General features: G+C 66.0%; 15 protein-coding genes. 8 read left to right on the top strand and 7 right to left on the bottom strand.

The window, feature by feature from the left end:
* Position 1 precedes the first annotated feature (1 nt).
* The 3 genes from IEW58_RS11540 to IEW58_RS11530 all read right to left on the bottom strand — a co-directional run bounded on the left by IEW58_RS11540 (position 2) and on the right by IEW58_RS11530 (position 2,926).
* Positions 2-1,276: an SAM-dependent methyltransferase gene (locus tag IEW58_RS11540; RefSeq protein WP_229658565.1), complete on the bottom strand. Its 1,275-nt coding sequence runs from the start codon at positions 1,274-1,276 to the stop codon at positions 2-4.
* Between the two features lie 46 nt (positions 1,277-1,322).
* Positions 1,323-2,045 (bottom strand): acetoacetyl-CoA reductase, encoded by a 723-nt coding sequence (phbB, locus tag IEW58_RS11535; protein ID WP_188645243.1) that lies wholly within the window; start codon positions 2,043-2,045, stop codon positions 1,323-1,325.
* Between the two features lie 113 nt (positions 2,046-2,158).
* Complete coding sequence (locus tag IEW58_RS11530; protein ID WP_229658564.1) at positions 2,159-2,926, bottom strand: hypothetical protein; 768 nt, start codon at positions 2,924-2,926, stop codon at positions 2,159-2,161.
* Positions 2,927-3,259: 333 nt separating this feature from the next.
* Here IEW58_RS11530 and IEW58_RS11525 point away from each other — a divergent pair, with 333 nt between their 5' ends.
* The 5 genes from IEW58_RS11525 (at position 3,260) to IEW58_RS11505 (ending at position 9,340) form a co-directional block, all read left to right on the top strand.
* Complete coding sequence (locus IEW58_RS11525; RefSeq protein ID WP_188645800.1) at positions 3,260-3,712, top strand: DUF3576 domain-containing protein; 453 nt, start codon at positions 3,260-3,262, stop codon at positions 3,710-3,712.
* A 107-nt stretch (positions 3,713-3,819) separates the two neighbouring features.
* Positions 3,820-6,339, top strand: coding sequence for a leucine--tRNA ligase (leuS, locus tag IEW58_RS11520; RefSeq protein ID WP_188645242.1), 2,520 nt, complete (start codon positions 3,820-3,822; stop codon positions 6,337-6,339).
* Entirely contained in the window at positions 6,336-6,827 is a 492-nt protein-coding gene (gene lptE / locus IEW58_RS11515; RefSeq protein ID WP_229658563.1) for an LPS assembly lipoprotein LptE, read from the top strand. Before leuS ends, lptE begins: the two co-directional genes overlap by 4 nt.
* A 3-nt stretch (positions 6,828-6,830) precedes the next feature.
* Complete coding sequence (locus IEW58_RS11510) at positions 6,831-7,868, top strand: DNA polymerase III subunit delta (protein ID WP_188645241.1); 1,038 nt, start codon at positions 6,831-6,833, stop codon at positions 7,866-7,868.
* Between the two features lie 83 nt (positions 7,869-7,951).
* Positions 7,952-9,340 carry an exopolysaccharide biosynthesis polyprenyl glycosylphosphotransferase gene (locus IEW58_RS11505; RefSeq protein ID WP_188645240.1) on the top strand — a complete coding sequence of 463 codons (1,389 nt, stop codon included), beginning with the start codon at positions 7,952-7,954 and terminating at the stop codon, positions 9,338-9,340.
* Between the two features lie 9 nt (positions 9,341-9,349).
* Here IEW58_RS11505 and IEW58_RS11500 read toward each other — a convergent pair whose 3' ends face one another.
* From IEW58_RS11500 to IEW58_RS11490, 3 genes are read right to left on the bottom strand one after another with little or no spacing between them, the layout of a single operon-like run.
* Positions 9,350-9,919 carry an LptA/OstA family protein gene (locus IEW58_RS11500; RefSeq protein ID WP_188645239.1) on the bottom strand — a complete coding sequence of 190 codons (570 nt, stop codon included), beginning with the start codon at positions 9,917-9,919 and terminating at the stop codon, positions 9,350-9,352.
* Entirely contained in the window at positions 9,919-10,584 is a 666-nt protein-coding gene (gene lptC / locus IEW58_RS11495; protein ID WP_188645238.1) for an LPS export ABC transporter periplasmic protein LptC, read from the bottom strand. The genes IEW58_RS11500 and lptC overlap by 1 nt, the downstream gene beginning before the upstream one ends.
* Before the next feature lie 25 nt (positions 10,585-10,609).
* Positions 10,610-11,230: a ribonuclease D gene (locus IEW58_RS11490; protein ID WP_188645237.1), complete on the bottom strand. Its 621-nt coding sequence runs from the start codon at positions 11,228-11,230 to the stop codon at positions 10,610-10,612.
* Between the two features lie 81 nt (positions 11,231-11,311).
* On the opposite strand from IEW58_RS11490, the gene ung reads away from it, so the two are divergent.
* Both ung and IEW58_RS11480 read left to right on the top strand, forming a co-directional pair.
* Complete coding sequence (gene ung / locus IEW58_RS11485) at positions 11,312-12,004, top strand: uracil-DNA glycosylase (RefSeq protein ID WP_188645236.1); 693 nt, start codon at positions 11,312-11,314, stop codon at positions 12,002-12,004.
* Positions 12,005-12,246: 242 nt separating this feature from the next.
* Positions 12,247-13,059 carry an acid phosphatase gene (locus tag IEW58_RS11480; protein ID WP_188645235.1) on the top strand — a complete coding sequence of 271 codons (813 nt, stop codon included), beginning with the start codon at positions 12,247-12,249 and terminating at the stop codon, positions 13,057-13,059.
* A gap of 4 nt (positions 13,060-13,063) precedes the next feature.
* Here IEW58_RS11480 and IEW58_RS11475 read toward each other — a convergent pair whose 3' ends face one another.
* Complete coding sequence (locus IEW58_RS11475) at positions 13,064-13,843, bottom strand: SDR family NAD(P)-dependent oxidoreductase (RefSeq protein ID WP_188645234.1); 780 nt, start codon at positions 13,841-13,843, stop codon at positions 13,064-13,066.
* Positions 13,844-13,922: 79 nt separating this feature from the next.
* Here IEW58_RS11475 and IEW58_RS11470 point away from each other — a divergent pair, with 79 nt between their 5' ends.
* Positions 13,923-14,705: an enoyl-CoA hydratase gene (locus IEW58_RS11470; protein ID WP_188645233.1), complete on the top strand. Its 783-nt coding sequence runs from the start codon at positions 13,923-13,925 to the stop codon at positions 14,703-14,705.
* Positions 14,706-14,727: the final 22 nt, after the last annotated feature.

Here is a 14,727-nt window from a genome sequence, read left to right as displayed (position 1 = left end):
TCTACTGACCAGGCGAGCTGGCATGCTCGGTCAGCAGCGCCTGCTCGTTTTCCTGCAAATAACCACGTGCAATGGGAAGCGCATGCCGGTTCCTCACGTACTGGATCTGATAATTGCCCATTCCCCCGCTCTCGAAAATTGTCGCCGCCCCGGCGAGATAGAACGTCCACATGCGGAAGAACCGTTCGTCATAGAGCGCAACGATCTTGTGCCGATGCTCCATGCAGCGCCGGTACCATTCATGGATTGTGTAAGCGTAGTGCAGGCGCAGGGTCTCGACGTCGGTGGCGATGAGGCGCACCTTTTCACTCGCGGCGACGGTTTCGCTCAACGCCGGGATGTAGCCGCCGGGAAAAACGTATTTCTCCGTGAACGCATCGGTCCTGCCAGGTGTCCCGAAACGGCCGATGGTGTGCAGCAGCATGACGCCGTCGTCGGCCAACATCGTGGCGCATGCACGAAAGAAGGTTTCGAACTGAGGCTGTCCCACATGCTCGAACATCCCCACTGAAACGATCCGATCGAAGCGCTCGCCCCTCGCAGCGAGATCGCGATAATCGACCAGTTCAAACCGGACCTTGTCGGCCACGCCGGCCTGAGCCGCCCGCTCCCTGGCGAGATCCAGCTGTTCGGCGCTCAACGTAATACCGAGAACTTCCACCCCCGCACGTTTCGCCAGGAAGATCGCCATGCCGCCCCAGCCGCATCCGATATCGAGTACCTTGTTGCCGGGCTTGAGATGGAGCTTCGCCGCGATATGGGCCAGCTTGGCCTCCTGCGCTTCGCCGAGAGTCATCCCGTCGCGGGGCCAGTAGGCGCAGCTGTACTGCATATGCTCCACATCGAGCATCAAGCGGTAGAGATCGTTGCCGATGTCGTAATGGTGCGCGACGTTTCTACGCGAGCGGCGCGGATCGTTGAACGAACGCGTGAGCGAGACAATGCGATTACCGATGCGCCGCCCCATCGAAGGTGGCGCAAGGCTGCGGCCCTCCTCCCAGCGGCTGTTGGCGCGCATGAGCGAGACGAGCTGCATGACATCGCCGCGCTCGATCGCGATCCGTCCGTCCATGTAGGCCTCGCCAAAGCCCAGGCGGAGATCGGTCAGCACGTCGCGCGCGACACGCTTGTCGCACAGGCGGATCGCCACTTCGGGATAGCCGGCAACAGGGGTGCCGAAGCTGCGGCTGGTGCCATCGGAGCGCGTCACCACCAATACCCCCTTGCGGACGGCACGGACGAGCACTTTTTCGAGAAGGTTTTCGCTGAGTGTCACTCGGATACCTCTTCGCACCCCGCGGTTTGCAGGGACTTCGGGCCCCTCAATACATGTGCTGCCCGCCATTGATACTCATTGTCGAACCGGTGACGAACCCGGCGTCCTCGCTTGTCAGAAAGACGACGCCGCGCGCGATTTCCTCAGCATGGCCCAGCCGGCCGACGGGAATCTTGGCAACGATCTTTTCCAGCACTGGCGGGGGGACGGCGGCGACCATGTCCGTGTCGATGTAGCCTGGCGCGATGGCATTGACGGTCACGCCCTTCTTCGCGCCTTCCTGTGCCAGCGCCTTGGTGAACCCGTGGATGCCGCTCTTGGCGGCAGCATAGTTGACCTGGCCGTACTGCCCCGCTTGGCCGTTGATGCTTCCGATATTGACGATCCGGCCCCAGCCGCGCTCAACCATGCCGGGAAAGCACGCCTTGGCCATGTTGAAGCAACCACCCAGGTTCACTCGCATGACATCGTTCCAGTCGTCGAAGTTCATTCGCGCCAGCGTCCCGTCGCGCGTGATCCCGGCATTGTTGACCACGATATCAACCGGCCCCACTTCCTGCGTCACCTGCGCGCAGCCGTCGAGACATGCCTGATGATCGCCGACATCCCACTTGTAGGCCCTGATCCCGTGAGCGTCGGAGAATTCGCGGGCTTTCGCTTCGTTGCCGGCGTAATTGGCGACGACGGTTCGGCCTTGCTTCATCAACGCCAGGCTGATTGCAGCGCCGATCCCGCGGGTCCCTCCGGTGACAATTGCAACGCGCGCCATGACGGCTCCTCATCCTGTTCTATTGTCAGGGAAGACTAGGCGAACGGGTTGCTCGCGCAACAAAAACCCCGCCGCGGATGCCGGGCGGGGCGATGGTGTCAGGGCTGGCGCCGCTAGAATCGGAACTGGGTGCCCACGTAAACCGCCTGATCGTCGCGCACCGCGTCGGTCAGGGGCGCGAGGCGGTCGCGATCCTGAGTCAGGCGCACGCCGGCGGTCAGGTTGAGGTTGCGTGACAGGCGATAACCCGCGCCAAGATCAACCGCCTGCTCGCCGGCACCTTCGAGGGTGCCACGGCTGCGTCCGGTGCGGCTTTCCGACTCCAGAGCGATACGCGGCTGGAGACGTCCCGGGGTGTCCTTCACTCCTTCCCGCGGGCGGAAGCTGGCGAGATCGGGCAAGTCGACCTTCTTCAGATCCAGCGCGGGGGCGCTGGGCTTGGCGAAGCTCTGATAGCCGCGCGAGATGCCGAGATTCACCCGCGCAGGTGAGAGCGCGGCGAGCGAGGGCGCCAGGCCAGCCTCGCCCTGGGCCGCCTTGATGGCACTGCGCACGGAGATAGCCCGGGCCACATCGCGGTCCACACGGATTGCCACGGTAACGACGCGGTCACGCTCCAACGAAGTGCCCGCCGGAGTAAACCGCATCTCCTGTCCACGAGCCGCGATGCTGGCTGCGACCCGGCGCGCAATTGCGGGATCGACATTGGCGGGAGTAAACGGAAGAATCGACTTCGAAGCCACGACCGGTGCCGTGCTGACCGCAGTGACTGCGAGACCCGCAGTCGGGACCGCACCCAGCGCGAGCGAGACAGCGATCAGGGCAGGAGCGAGCCGCTCCCGGACCACCTTCCTGCTTTTCGCACTGCCTGCGCCTGCCACCTGTTGTCCCTCACACAAAAACTCTGCCCGCGCGCGAACAAAGACCTTGTTGCCTTAACGTCCGCTGAGTCACCCGGCTTTTGCCGGACACGACTCAATGGAGATGCTTCCCATCAAGATAATAGGTAAAGTCAGGACAAGCACTTGGCTAGCCATTCCAAAAGCAGGACAAATTTACGGACCGAACTGTTGCATGCAGCCAACACCCGCATGCGGCGACGCGATTCACACCGCGTTCACTGCCGGTGGGCAGGGATGGGAGGCGATGCTTGCCCGCGCCGCCCGGCCCGACTAGAGGCGATGCAAGACACCATTGAGGACGTTGCCACGAGCATGACCGCCATTTCGCGCCCCATCCGTTTGACCCGCGCCGTCGCGGTGACTGCCGTCCTTGCCGCGCTCGCCGCCTGCGGTGCCCAGAACGAGCGGCCCAAGGCCGATCTCGCTGCAAGCCAGGTGACGACCATCGGCGTCAATGCCTACCTGTGGCGGGCAGCGGTTGAGACGGTGAGCTTCGCACCGCTCCTCCAGTCGGACAGCGCCGGCGGCGTCATCGTGACCGATTGGTACACCAATCCGCGCGATCCCAATGAACGGGTGAAGATGACGGTTTCGATCCTCGATCGGGACTTGCGCGCCGACGCGGTGCGCGTCGCTGCGAGCCGCCAGGTTTCGCAAGGCGGCCAATGGGTCGATGCTCCGGTGCAGGCAGCCACCGTGCAGAAGCTGGAAGACATCATCCTGACCAAGGCGCGTCAGTTGCGCCGTCAGGCCATCGCCGGCTGACACGGCGACCTGCCGCCGATCGTGAGCGACAGGTAAAGGACTATTATCAAGCGCTCGCGGTGTCAGTCGCCCTTCGACAAGCCGAGGGCGAGGGCTAAGGCAGCAGCATGACTTCGGAACGCTTCAACCCCGCCACCGCCGATACGAAGTGGCAGCGCGCCTGGGATGAGGCGGAAAGCTTCCGCGCCGACAGCGCGAGCAGCAAGCCCAAGAGCTACGTGCTCGAAATGTTCCCATATCCGTCGGGGCGAATCCACGTCGGCCATGTGCGCAATTACACGATGGGCGACGTGCTGGCGCGCTACAAGCGGATGACGGGGCATGAAGTGCTCCACCCAATGGGGTGGGACGCGTTTGGGATGCCGGCGGAAAACGCCGCGATGGAAAAGGGCGTTCATCCCGGCGGATGGACCCGGGCCAACATCGCGCACATGAAATCGCAGCTGAAGCGCTTGGGCTTTGCGCTCGACTGGAGCCGGGAATTCGCCACCTGCGATCCCGAATATTACGGGCACGAGCAGGCGCTGTTCCTGAAGCTCTACGAAGCCGGGCTCGTCTATCGCAAGGAGAGCGAGGTAAACTGGGACCCGGTCGACATGACCGTGCTCGCCAATGAACAGGTGATCGACGGCAAGGGCTGGCGCTCGGGCGCGGCGATCGAGCGGCGCAAACTGTCGCAGTGGTTCCTCAAGATCACGCAGTTCGCCGAGGAGCTGCTCGAGGGGTTGGGCGCGCTTGACCAGTGGCCCGACAAGGTTCTGCTGATGCAGGAGAACTGGATCGGCAAGAGCAAGGGCCTGCAGTTCTCGTTCGACCTGTCGAACGGCGACAGTCTGCCCGTCTACACAACGCGGCCCGACACGATCTTCGGCGCGACGTTCGTTGCGGTCGCGCCCGACCATCCGGTGGCCCAGGGCGTGGCGGCGATGAACTGCGACGCGGCCAGGTTCATCGAGCAGGTCAAGCGCGGCGGGACCACCGCGGCGGAGTTGGAGACAGCCGAGAAGCTAGGCTTCGATACCGGCATCGGGGCGAAGCACCCGTTCACTGGCGCATACCTGCCGGTGTTCATCGCCAATTTCGTGCTGATGGATTACGGGACCGGCGCGATCATGGCGGTGCCAGGCCACGACCAGCGCGACTTCGAATTCGCAACGAAATACGGGTTGCCGATCCCGCGCGTCGTCGCCGCGCGCGCGGACGAGGCCGGCGAGCCGTTTGCGGGCGAAGCCGAATCGGGCGAAGGCATCCTCGTCAATTCGGAGTTCCTCGACGGGATGTCCGTGGAGGACGCGAAGCAGGAAGTGATTCGGCGGCTCGAAGCCCAAGGACGCGGCGAGGGCCGAACTGTATGGCGCCTGCGCGACTGGGGCGTCTCGCGCCAGCGCTATTGGGGCACGCCGATCCCGTTCATTCATTGCGCAGTGTGCGGGATCGTCCCGGTGCCCGAGGACCAGCTCCCGGTCGTGCTGCCCGAGGATGTCGACTTTAAGACCCCGGGTAACCCGCTCGAGCGTCATCCGACGTGGAAGTACACGACTTGCCCCTCGTGCGGCGGCGCGGCGACCCGCGAGACCGACACGCTCGACACCTTCGTCGATTCGAGCTGGTATTTCCTGCGCTTTGCCAGCCAACCTGCCGACAAGCCGTTCGACAAGGAGGAAGTCGCCCGGTGGCTGCCGGTCGAACAATACATCGGCGGCATCGAGCATGCGATCCTGCACCTGCTGTATGCGCGCTTCTGGACGCGTGCGCTCAATCATATTGGAATGATCGACTTCGCCGAGCCGTTTGCTTCGCTCTTTACTCAAGGGATGGTCACGCACGAAACTTACTCGCGCCGGGCCGATGGGCGGGAAGTCTGGTTTGGACCGGAAGAAGTGGAGCGCTCGGGCAACGGCGCCACCCTGAAGGCGGATGGCGCGGCGGTGACGATCGGCAAGGTCGTCAAGATGTCGAAGTCGAAGAAGAACGTCGTCGACCCCGACGCGATGGTCGACCGCTACGGCGCCGATGCCGTGCGCTGGTTCATGCTTTCGGATTCCCCGCCGGAGCGCGACTTGCCGTGGTCCGAAGCGGGCATCGAAGGATGCGGCCGGTTCGTGCAGCGCCTGTGGCGTCTGGCAAGCGCTACTCCCTCGATGGAGGGCGAAGGGGACAAGTCGCTGGCTCGCCTCACTCACCGGACGATCGCCGGGGTCGCCGCCGACGTGGAGGCCCTGGCGTTCAACAAGGCGGTAGCGAAGATCTATGAATTCGTTGGCGCGATCGACCGGGCTGCCCCCGGTCCCGACCGGGCCGAGGCGCTCCGTCTGCTGCCTCGCCTCATTTCGCCGATGATGCCGCACCTTGCCGAATCTCTGCACGCGGCGATGGGCGGCGCCGGGCTGGTCGCGGAAAGCGCGTGGCCCGATGTCGACCCTGCAATGCTGGTGGAAGACGAAGTCACCATCGCGGTCCAGGTGAAGGGAAAGCTGCGCGATACGCTGACAGTGGCCAAGGGCCTGCCGGGGCCCGAGCTCGAAGCGCTTGCGCTGGCGTCGGACAAGGTCCAGCGTTCGCTCGATGGAGCTCAGGTGCGCAAGGTGATCGTGGTGCCCGACCGGCTGGTGAACATCGTCGCATGATTCGCCTTCTTGCGCCTCTTGCCCTCGGTCTGGGGCTCGCGGGATGCGGGCTGCAGCCGATGTACGGCGGCGGGGGCAACGGTGCCGTGGCGCGGGGGCTTGGCTCGGTCGAGGTGCCCGCGATCGAGGGGCAATCGGGCTGGCTGGTGCGCAACGCCCTGATCGATCTCCTCGGTGCAGCCGATGGCGGGGCAGCCCGGTACAGGCTGGATGTCCGGCTCGACGACCGGCTCGAGGGCTTGGGCGTTCTCTCCGACGATACGATCGGCCGTGAGCGGCGCACGCTGCGCGCCCGCTACCAATTGGTCGATCTTGCCGATGGCGAAATCCTCGTCGATGCCACCGCGGGATCCGATGCCGGCATCGACGTCGTTTCCAGCGAATATGCGACCATCGCTGCCGAACAGACGGCGCTGGAGAATCTGGCGCGAGAAGTGGCGTCGCAGATAACCACGCGGCTTGCGCTGACGCTGCGCGCGGCCAAGTAACGGATGAAAGCGACCCAGAAGGATTTCCAGGCGGTCGCCCCGCGCGCGGTTCGCCAGGCGTGCGTGTTCTTCTTTTGCGGGTCGGACGAAGCCGGGGCAGCCGCTGCCGCCCAGCGAACCGTCGCCATGCTGGACGATCCGGGCGAACGGATCGATCTCGTAGGCGCTGATCTCCGACGTGATCCAGTGCTTCTCGCCGACGAGGCGCGCTCGATTTCTCTCTTTGCGGGCGCGCGCCACATCTTCGTGCGTGCAAGCGGGGACGAGGCATTCGATGCGCTCGCCAACCATCTTGCCTTGATTGACGCCGGCGAAGGCGCCGCCTGCCCGGTCGTGGTCGTCGCCACGTCCGCCACCGATAAATCGCGCACTGCCAAACTGCTGGAAAAGCGCTCCGACGCGCTGGTAGGCATATTCTGGCCGCCCGACCTTGCGCAAGTGCGCGACGCAGTCCGCACCATGGGCGACGAGTTGGGTCTCAAGCTGTCCGGCGACATGGCGGAGCGCATCGCGAGGGCCGCCGGCCTCGACAGCAGGCTCGCCCAGTCCGAGGTGCTCAAGCTGGCTACGTACCTTGATGCTAGCCCGTCAGCTCCCGTCGCGGGGGATGCCGAAGCGTTCGCCGCTGTCGGGGCGAGGACCGAGGATGACGGGTTCATGCCGGTCGTCAACGCGGTGCTCGGCGGCAAGAGCGCGCGACTTTCGGACGAGCTTCGCCGGATGCGCGAATTGTCGCTGAACCCCGTGGGCCTGTTGCTGGCCTTTGAGCGGCGGGTAGCCCAGCTTGCCCAGCTCAACGCGCGGTTGGGACCACGCGAAAACCCTGCGACTCTTGTCAGCAACGAAGCCCGCGCCCGGCGTATCTTCTGGAAGGACGAAAAGGATCTCGCCGCGCAGCTGGCTCTGTGGCGCGGTGCGCGGATGGAGAGGCTTGTCGCGCGCTTGATAGACCTCCACCGCGAGCTGCTCGGCAACAGCAGCGCGGGCGAGACATTGATTGCCCAGGCGCTGACCCGCCTGACCCGTGCGGCCAGCCGCTGACCCGGCCATATCCCTGATTGTTTAATCGATTTCCTTTTGGAAACGAGTCGGTTATCATTGCCGGGTAACCACGGAGCCCTCGCATGAATGCGCCTCTAGCTCCTGGGCTGCGCAGAGCCCTCACCATTACGCCGCTGGCTCCCTCGCTCGAGCGGACACGATTGCGCGCCTACTTGGCATTCCTGCTACTCGATGTGGCCCTGATCCTGGCGGCGTTCAGCCTAGCTGGTTGGCTCTATCTCAACTTCAAGCCGGTGAAGTACGGACTGTTGCAGGCACAGCTTCTGATGCCGCTTTATCTCACCTTGGCATTGTATCAGCGGGCCTATTCCATTCAGTCGCTGCAGGACTGGCGATTTGCGGCCAAGAGCGCGCTTGGGGCGCTCGCGCTGGCAGGCGGCCTGCTCATCTTCGTCACGTTTTATACCAAGAGCACCGCCGACTTTTCGCGTGTGGTCTTCACCGGCGGGTTTTTCGCGAGTGGCCTGCTTATCGCCGCAAGCCGGGCGGTCGTCATCCGCAAGTTCGCCCGCTCGTGGGGTCCGGCGGTCAACAACTTGCTGCACATCGACGCCGGAGGCCCGCAAGTTGCCATCGGTCACGCCATTCGGCTCGACGCCGCCGAGCATGGGCTGGCGCCCGACGTAGACGACCCCGAGGCCCTTGATCGGGTCGGGCGATATCTCGTCAACATGGACCGCGTGATCGTGAGCTGCGAGGAGGAAGCCCGCGGAGCATGGGCCTATATCCTGCGCGCGTCGGGCGTCCGCGGCGAGCTGGTGACTGATCAGCTGAAACACCTTTCGCCCATTGGGCTGTCGGTTCAGGACGGCTGGAGCGCGCTGATCGTTTCTACCGGGCCTTTGGGCTTGCGCCAGCGGGTCCTGAAGCGCGGTTTCGACGTGGCGCTGTCGCTGGCGGGACTTGTCGCCCTGGCGCCCCTCATGCTGCTCGTGGCGCTGCTCATCAAGCTGGAGGACGGAGGACCCGTGTTCTTCGTCCAGCGCCGCCTCGGCCGGGGGAACCGCTTTTTCGGAATGTACAAGTTCCGCTCGATGAGAGTTCACGACACCGACGCGGACGGAAAGCGGTCCGCTTCACGAGATGACGACCGGGTCACGCGCATCGGCCGCTTCATCCGCCGGACCAGCATCGACGAGCTGCCCCAGTTGGCGAACGTGCTGCGCGGTGAGATGAGCATGGTTGGCCCCCGTCCCCACGCGATCGGCTCCTACGCCGGCGACAAGCTGTTCTGGCAGGTCAACGACGACTACTGGCACCGTCATTCCCTGAAACCGGGCGTCACCGGACTGGCGCAGATCCGCGGCTACCGCGGTGCGACCGCGCAGGAGGAGGATCTCGAAAACCGGCTTCGGGCCGATCTTGAATACATTCGCACCTGGAGCCCGTGGCGCGACGCGCTGATCGTGCTCAAGACCCTCGGCGTGATGGTCCACCGGCAGGCGTTCTAGGAAACCCGCCTAGTTCTGGGGCACGGAGAACGATCCGCTGACCCGTCCGCTGCCGGTGTTGCGCACCGCTCCCGTGACCGAAGACGAACCGTTGGCGCTGCCATCCACGCTTGAGACCCCGCTCTTCAGGTCGATCACCAGACGCCCTCCGTTGAGCGTATCGCTCCCACGGCGCAGGCGTACGTTGCCCGCCATGGTGATCACGCGGCGATTGAAATCGTAAACCGCCACTTCGCCCGCGGCACGTTCGTCACCGCGCGAAACGGTAACGCCGCCCGTCGCCAGAATGCGCTGGATCTTCAGGCTGCCGGCGTCGGTATAATTGACCTGCGTGCGCGCGGCCTGGATGCGCAAGCCCGCCTGGCTGATATCGACGTTCCCGGAAAGCACGACGCGGTTCTGCCTGTCCTGCAGTTCTATGCGATCTGCCGCGTAATTTACCGGGGCATTGGAATTGTGGCCGGCAATCGCCTGCGCGCCCGCCTGGATGCCGGCCATCGCGGCGGCAGTGACCGTAAAGCCGGCAAGGCCCCACCGCAGCGCGGTGGCGAGGTGGCGAGAGGTCGTCAAACGGGTCATCAGGGCATCCTCAGCTTGCCGGGGATCATATGCAGGCGCGCGTTGCCGGCCAGGGCCACCGTGCGCGCCTGGAGGTCGGCGCTCAGGCGGTTGGCGGAAAAGGTGCCCGCAGGGATCGCCCCGGACACCCCGCCGCTTCCTTCGAGCCGCTTGTTGAGCAAGTCGACGCTGACCCCGTTGGCAACCATGCGATACCCATCGGCTGCGGTGACCACGACGCCATCGGGCACGCTGACCACTTCGCTGCGGATATCGTACTGCCCGGCGCTCGCCTGGACGCTGGCCGGTCCGTCCCGCAGCAGGATGCGGGCGACCACGTCGGTCAGGCGAACGATGCCCTCCCGGCCGGACCTCTGCACCGCTTCGCCTGCGGTAAGGGAAAACGGCCGCCCTTGGGCGTCGGCGCCGCGGTACATCGCGTTGTCCACCCGCAGGCGCTCGTCGATCACCGCGACTTTCGTCCGGTCGAGCAGGAAGCTGATCTCTCCGCGCGGACTGAGCGGCGTCACCACCATCAGCGCGGCGATCACTCCGATGGCCATCGGCAAGGCCTTGGCGAGGAAGGAGATGACGCGGTCATGCCGCCCCCCGGGCGCGGCGAAGTGACGGCGCGCATTGCGCAGCTCCTTGGCCTCCTGGGTCTCGATGCGGCGCTGGATTACCATGGCAGCCTTCTAACGCCCGTCCGCCTCAATCGTGGCTGAATATGTCGCGATCGGCCCACCCGGCAAGGTCGAGCCGGGCGCGGGTGGGCAGGAAATCGAAGCAGGCCTGGGCGATGTCCATCCGCTGCTCGCGTTCCAGCCGCCCTGTCAGGACTTCCCGAAGCCGGTGCAGATAGCGCACGTCCGAAGCGGCATATTCGCGCTGCGCCTCGTTGAGTTCCGGTCCGCCCCAGTCGCTGAGCTGCTGCTGCTTCGACAGGTCGGCGGCGAGCAATTCGGACACGAGGTTCTTGAGCCCGTGGCGGTCGGTGTAGGTGCGGGTCAGCTTGCTGGCGATCTTGGTACAGAACACTGGCGCGGCCATCACGCCGAGATAGAAGTACATCGCGGCGAGATCGAAGCGGGCGTAGTGGTAGAGCTTGAGGCGATCGGGATCGCCCACCAGCGCTTTCAGGTTCGGTGCGTCGTACGCGCTGCCCGGGTTGAAGCGGACGAGGTGCTCGTCGCCGTGACCATCGGAAAGCTGCACGACGCACAGGCGGTCGCGGTGGGTGACGAGGCCCATCGTCTCGGTGTCGATGGCGATCGGCCCGTCGGCGAACGTCACGCCGGCCGGCAGGTCTTCTTCGTGGAAATGAACGGTCATGCGCGCAGGGCCTTAGGCCTATTGGGGATAGAGGGAAAGGGGCGCTGGCGGCGGCGTCACGGGACGCCTAGCCCGTCCCGGATGGACAGCGAGGCGATCCCCCAGAGCTGGCGCGCGGTGCTTGAGCCGGTGCTCTCCGCGCCCGAGGCGCGGCGGCTCGCCGGCTGGCTTTCGGCCGAGGAAGCCGCGGGCAAGCCGGTCTATCCAGCGCGCGAAGACTGGCTGAAGGCCATCGAACTGACTCCGCTCGAAGCCGTGCGGGTCGTCATCCTCGGGCAGGATCCCTACCATGGACCGGGCCAGGCGATGGGCCTGTGTTTCGCGGTGCCCGAAGGGGTCGCCGTGCCGCCCAGCCTGGCGAACATCTACAAGGAGCTGGCAAGCGATCTGGGGATCGTGCCGCCGGCACACGGCGACCTGTCGCACTGGGCACGGCAGGGCGTGTTGCTGCTCAACACGAGCCTGACTGTCGAAGGCGGCCGCGCGGGCAGTCACTCGGGCCAAGGGTGGGAGGCGATCACCGACGCCTGTGTCGCAGCGGTGGCGGAGCGCGCGGAGCCGAGCGTGTTCATCCTGTGGGGCGCCCATGCGCAAGCCAAGGCGAAGCGCATTCCCGCGCTGCAAGGCAATACCCGGCACCTCGTGATCCGCAGTCCCCATCCGAGCCCGCTGTCGGCCTATCGCGGTTTCTTCGGATCCCGGCCCTTCAGCCGGGCGAACGCGTTTCTCGAAAGCCACGGACGGGGCACGATCGACTGGCGCGTGGACCACTGAACCGGGGTCGAGTAAAAACTCGGCCTTGCGTTTTTCTGACGTGATATCAGCAAGTTGCGCCGAAATCTGCCCTTCGGAGTGTAACCTTCCGCGCGGGGCCTCCACGGGCCGGGTGCCGATGCGTGCGTCATGCCCATCCATCCCGCCGGTCAAGCACGGGCAAGCGGCTGTAGGAAAATGCTTTTAGGGCAGGCGCGTGCGCGATAGCACGGCAGCCGTCCACCGCAGGAGTCCTCCCGCCCATGAACCGCATCTTCGCATGCTCGCTCGTACTGCTAGTGGCCGGCTGCACGGCCGCCGCCCCCGAGAGCGCCGGCGCGCCGGTCGCCGTGGCCACGCCCTCTGCGCGGGCAGCATTCGACATGGGGCCCGCGTACTTCCCCGGCCCTTTGCCAGCCGGCGAGACGCTGGTCGGCGCGCCGCCGGCTGCCGGCAGCGAGGCGATGAAGCGCGACGAGGCGCTGAGCGCGGCGGGCCTGGCGCTCCACGGGACGGAGCGTTTCCGGCTCTCGGCCGCCGACGCCAACCTCGGCCCTGGCGGGGTCAACGGCGCGTTCTCGTGCACCGCGGGGGTGGCGATATCGGATGCCGCGACACCTGCGATCATGCACCTGCTCCGCCGGGCGACGGCCGATTTCGGCACCTCCACCAGCGGCGTGAAGGCGCGTTACAACCGCGCGCGGCCGTTCACGGTCAACGACAAGCCGACCTGCGACCCGGCTTCGGAAGAAGCGCTGCGGCACAATGGCTCCTACCCTTCGGGTCACAGCGCGATCGGCTACGGCGCGGGGCTGCTGCTCGCCGCGGTGTTCCCCGACAAGGCGGCGGCGCTGACCCGTCGCGGCATCGAGTTCGGCGAGAGCCGCCGGGTGTGCAACGTCCACTGGGAAAGCGATGTCGAAGCGGGCAGGGTGTTCGCCGCCGCGACGTTCGCCCGGCTCCAGTCCGACCCCGCGTTCCGCGAGGATCTCGCCAGGGCCCAGGCGGAAGCGAAAGGCTCGTTGCCCGCGCCGACTTCGTGCGCGGCCGAAGCCGCTGCGCTCGCGCAGGGCTGAGCCTTCAGTAGATCGTGTAGCCGCCGTCGATGATGACCGAATCGCCGGTGTGGAAGCGGCTGGCGTCGGAGGCGAAATAGACCGCGATGCCGGCGAAATCCTCGCCTTCGCCCCAGCGGCGCATGGGCACTCGGCCGATCGCCTTGTCGTTGAAGGCATCCCACGATTGCAGGCGCTCGGTCATTTCGGTCGCGATCCAGCCGGGCAGGATTGCATTGGCGCGGATGCCGTAGCGGGCGAACTCGACGGCGGTTCCGCGCACCATCGCCAGCACCCCTGCCTTGCTGGAAGCATAAGCCTGGTTGCGTGGCGCCCCGTCGATGGCGGAAACCGAGCTCGTCACCAGCAGCGAACCGCCGGCATTGCCCTTTTCGGAGCGTTCGACCATGTGCCGGATCGCTTCGCGAAACGTCCAGAAGACCGCGTCGAGATTAACCGTGGTCACCCGTCGCCACTCTTCGGTCGTCTGCTCGGTCAACGGCGCCCCGCCGCCGACCCCCGCGTTGGCGATGCAGGTGTCGATGCGGCCCAGCCGGGCGAGGGTTTCGGCCATCGCGTCCACCACCGCCTGCTCGTCCGCCACATCGACTTCCAGCGCCTCGACCGCGCCTCCTTCCGCGAGCAGCGTCTCGCGCGCGGCGGCGTTCTTGGCGGCGTTGCGGCCCCAGATCGCGACCGACGCGCCCGCCGCGGCGAGGCCCTGGGCCATGCCGAGGCCGATGCCCGAGTTGCCGCCGGTGACGAGCGCGACCTTGCCGGTCAGGTCGAAGGGTTTGAAGGGCATCGATGGTTCTCCTCTGACCGCATTGAGCCGCGTTGCGGGGGCGATTGCAAGCACCGCGTGATGCGGTAGCGTGGCGGTCATGACCGACCTCGTTCTCCTGGAAATCGCAGACGGAATCGCCACCGTCACCCTCAACCGGCCAGAGGCGATGAACGCGCTCTCAAAGGCGCTTCGTCACCGCTTGTTCGAGGTAATGCGCACCGTCGATGCCGATCCGGCGGTGCGGGCGGTGATCCTGACCGGGGCCGGCACCCGCGCCTTTACCGCCGGGCTCGACCTCAAGGAGCTGGGATCGACCGAGGGTGCGCTCGGCGCGGCCAACGCGGAAGGGGCCGACGAGAACCCGGTCAAGGCGATCGAAAGCTGCCGCAAGCCCGTGATCGGGGCGATCAACGGGGTGGCGATTACCGGGGGTTTCGAAGTGGCGCTCGCCTGCGACGTGCTGCTCGCGAGCGAGGATGCGCGCTTTGCCGATACCCACGCGCGGGTCGGGGTCGTGCCGGGCTGGGGCTTGTCGCAGAAGCTTAGCCGGATGATCGGCATCAGCCGCGCCAAGGAACTGAGCTTCACCGGCAATTTCATCGACGCGGTCACCGCCGAGCGCTGGGGGCTCGTCAACCGGGTTGTCCCGCGCGGGCAACTCCTGCCCGAGGCGCGGCGGCTGGCGTCCGACATGGCGGGCATCGATCCCGCATTCCTCGCCGGGTACAAGGCGCTGATCGACGACGGCTACGCGGCGAGCTTCGGAGATGGGCTGGCGCTTGAGCACGCACGATCGAGCGCGGCGAACCGGGGCGTCCGGCCCGAGGAAGTCGAGGCGCGAAGATCGGCGATCCAGGCGCGCGGGCGCGACCAGGCCTGACCTGGCCCGGCGCAATCATTAC

The sequence above is a fragment of the Tsuneonella deserti genome (genome assembly GCF_014644315.1).
GTDB lineage: Bacteria > Pseudomonadota > Alphaproteobacteria > Sphingomonadales > Sphingomonadaceae > Tsuneonella > Tsuneonella deserti.
Note: the sequence above shows the minus strand (reverse complement) of the source record. Positions and strands in the feature narration are given on the sequence as shown.

What these genes read in the sequence shown, in the direction of transcription:
- phbB (WP_188645243.1), bottom strand. Translation starts at nt 2,045, where the DNA reads ATGGCGCGCGTTGCAATTGTCACCGGAGGGACCCGCGGGATCGGCGCT.
- IEW58_RS11525 (WP_188645800.1), top strand. Translation starts at nt 3,260, where the DNA reads ATGACCGCCATTTCGCGCCCCATCCGTTTGACCCGCGCCGTCGCGGTG.
- leuS (WP_188645242.1), top strand. Translation starts at nt 3,820, where the DNA reads ATGACTTCGGAACGCTTCAACCCCGCCACCGCCGATACGAAGTGGCAG.
- lptE (WP_229658563.1), top strand. Translation starts at nt 6,336, where the DNA reads ATGATTCGCCTTCTTGCGCCTCTTGCCCTCGGTCTGGGGCTCGCGGGA.
- IEW58_RS11510 (WP_188645241.1), top strand. Translation starts at nt 6,831, where the DNA reads ATGAAAGCGACCCAGAAGGATTTCCAGGCGGTCGCCCCGCGCGCGGTT.
- IEW58_RS11505 (WP_188645240.1), top strand. Translation starts at nt 7,952, where the DNA reads ATGAATGCGCCTCTAGCTCCTGGGCTGCGCAGAGCCCTCACCATTACG.
- IEW58_RS11500 (WP_188645239.1), bottom strand. Translation starts at nt 9,919, where the DNA reads ATGACCCGTTTGACGACCTCTCGCCACCTCGCCACCGCGCTGCGGTGG.
- lptC (WP_188645238.1), bottom strand. Translation starts at nt 10,584, where the DNA reads ATGGTAATCCAGCGCCGCATCGAGACCCAGGAGGCCAAGGAGCTGCGC.
- IEW58_RS11490 (WP_188645237.1), bottom strand. Translation starts at nt 11,230, where the DNA reads ATGACCGTTCATTTCCACGAAGAAGACCTGCCGGCCGGCGTGACGTTC.
- ung (WP_188645236.1), top strand. Translation starts at nt 11,312, where the DNA reads ATGGACAGCGAGGCGATCCCCCAGAGCTGGCGCGCGGTGCTTGAGCCG.
- IEW58_RS11480 (WP_188645235.1), top strand. Translation starts at nt 12,247, where the DNA reads ATGAACCGCATCTTCGCATGCTCGCTCGTACTGCTAGTGGCCGGCTGC.
- IEW58_RS11475 (WP_188645234.1), bottom strand. Translation starts at nt 13,843, where the DNA reads ATGCCCTTCAAACCCTTCGACCTGACCGGCAAGGTCGCGCTCGTCACC.
- IEW58_RS11470 (WP_188645233.1), top strand. Translation starts at nt 13,923, where the DNA reads ATGACCGACCTCGTTCTCCTGGAAATCGCAGACGGAATCGCCACCGTC.